At 50.0% G+C, this 322-nt stretch carries 1 protein-coding gene; it reads left to right on the forward strand.

What is annotated here, in order from left to right; translation table 11 throughout:
- Window positions 1-322, forward strand: a 322-nt coding sequence (locus ASF99_RS17685) for a mechanosensitive ion channel family protein (protein ID WP_442855980.1), incomplete at both ends; no start/stop codon positions are given.

Consider the following 322-nt stretch of genomic DNA (forward strand, 5'->3'; position numbering starts at 1 on the left):
CGTTCTCTTCGTCGTCGAAGCCTTCAACTTGATTGGTCTTGACTTCATGGTCGACCTCGGTCGTGCTGTCCTTGCGTTCTTACCAAGTGTCCTAACAGCGATCATTATTCTCGCAATCGGGATCATCGTCAGCAATCTCGTCAAACGTACGATGGACAGCCTGTTCGGTAACTCTGAACTGAAAGTCCTCTCAAACGTTGCGAAGTACGCAATTCTTGCACTCGCTGTCTTCATGGCACTCGATCAGCTAGGTGTTGCGGATACGATCGTCAACTCAGCCTTCATCTTGATCTTGGGAGCACTTGCGCTTGCGTTCGGTCTT

Source organism: Exiguobacterium sp. Leaf187, assembly GCF_001423925.1.
GTDB lineage: Bacteria > Bacillota > Bacilli > Exiguobacteriales > Exiguobacteriaceae > Exiguobacterium_A > Exiguobacterium_A indicum.